Source organism: Sporosarcina sp. NCCP-2331 (assembly GCF_023707945.1).
In the GTDB taxonomy this organism is placed as follows: domain Bacteria; phylum Bacillota; class Bacilli; order Bacillales_A; family Planococcaceae; genus Sporosarcina; species Sporosarcina cascadiensis.
This window is the reverse complement of sequence record NZ_BRCD01000068.1, coordinates 1-1,861: the sequence shown is the minus strand read 5'-3', so window position 1 is coordinate 1,861 and position 1,861 is coordinate 1. Positions and strand designations below refer to the sequence as shown.

General features: G+C 49.5%; 1 protein-coding gene. It reads right to left on the bottom strand.

Annotated features, from left to right (window positions below):
• Positions 1–351: 351 nt before the first annotated feature.
• A complete protein-coding gene (locus tag NCCP2331_RS18175; RefSeq protein ID WP_251672110.1) occupies positions 352–1,746 on the bottom strand; it encodes an IS110 family RNA-guided transposase in 1,395 nt (464 codons plus the stop codon).
• Positions 1,747–1,861: the final 115 nt, after the last annotated feature.

The window sequence follows — 1,861 nt, the reverse complement described above, 5'->3', positions numbered from 1 at the left end:
GCACACAGCGTTTAATGTGAAATAAGTCAAGCCTCACATTTTACGTATTTTGACCGCACGAAACCAAAGCTTCAAAGTCCCATTTTTTTGAAACTCAACAATCACAGAACTTCTATTTGGGCGTCTTTCCGTAGCGGGAAAGGTCTTGTATTTTCATTCCACAGGGATACATCCTATTGAATTCAAACTCTGTTCTTTCACGTTTTATCCGTATTTGTGGAACAAGACCCATAACGCTGTGTGACGAGGTCCAGATGGCCTCAGGCACCTCTTCCTATGTGGCCTCCGCTCCGGAAAGACGCCTATTTTTATTTACCGTGACCAATCAACGAGTAGCGGGTATTGCTTGGATTACTGGATGACAAACCGATTGTAAAACAGTGCTTGTTTTTCTCGATTACGCAGCTTTCCGGCGATCACTTTCTGCAGCACGTAGTCCGGCTGCTGACTCTGATAAAGCGTCTGGTGTTTTCGCATGGCATAAGCAAGACGAAGGATTCGATTGCCGATCGCAATGAAGGCTTGGCCCGTCAACTTTCCCCGTTCCTTCAGCCGTTGGTAATGCCCATTCATTTCAGGATTGAAGAGGGCGGTACACTTGCCTGCCTGATAGACCACGCTCCGAAACGGAGCCCGTCCCTGTTTGGAGATCGCAAAGTGACTGGCTGCCTTGCCCCCTGACTGCCTAACGACGGGATTGGTGCCGGCCATTTTGATGAGCTGACTCGCATTGGTGAAAGCCTCCAGATCCCCCATCTCCGCCGTCAGCTCCGCCGCAAGGGTCACTCCAATACCCGGGATGCTTAGCAGGATACCCCCGTCGGTCAGAAGAAGCAGTCGTTCGATTACTTCCTCCAGCTCCGCAATCTGACGACGGATGAGTTCGTATTCTTCCAGCTTCAATCGGAGGAGAAGCAGCTCACTGGTCAACGCTTGCTTCGGCTTGGAGATGCTTTCTTCGGCATAGGTCAACAGCCGTTCAATGGCTGTCTGGCGCAATTTCAGATTGTGTGTCTTCGACAGGCTTCTCAGCCCTTCCTGCCCCAATGCCAGAATATCCGAAGGATGTGGGTAGTGCTTCATCAAGAAGAGAGAGGTTTTGGATGTGAACTCATCGAACACCTTGACGAGCTGGTTCTTTCCATTCTTCCGCACATTTCTGCCCTGGAACTCCCGGAAGATATGGTCCATGTAGAGCCGCATCCGGTTGATACAACGGGTCTGTTCGTCCACCATCCTCCGTCTCGCACGAGTCAGCATCTGCAACTGTTCCAGATCTACTCGCTTCTTACGGCTGGTTTCTCCGTGTCCTTGCAGGAGGGTCTGCACAATGGCATTCAGGTCCACCCGATCGGTCTTCGAGTAATTCAACAGCTTTCTCCGTTCCTCCGCAGTGGTCGCTGCATTCACCACACGAACCAGGTAGCCTTCTTCATCGCACACCCGCACCAAATCCTCATAATAATGGGCCGTGGTCTCAATCCCTAAGATCACATCCGTTAACTGGTAGGCTTCACGGGCCCGGTCAATCTCCGTCTTTAATATCTGGAACCCTGTGGTGGACCCATCAAATTCAAAAGGTCCCTTCAAAATATCCCCATAGATCGTACAGACAATAGCTGTATTCACATATTTCGCTGCATCTACCGCGACGATACAATAGTGATCCGCCTCTTGACTACGCATGAGACGGCTCCAATTACTTCCGTTTCTCCCTTGAATATGGTTTAATGTCGGTATAACCATTGTTTTCATCTCCTCTTTAGTGGGGGGTAGGGAAGTTCTGTGATTGGTACTCTCCTATACCCTGAAAACAATGGTTTCTTTGCGTTTCGGTCTATCTATTTAATATAATAGGCAC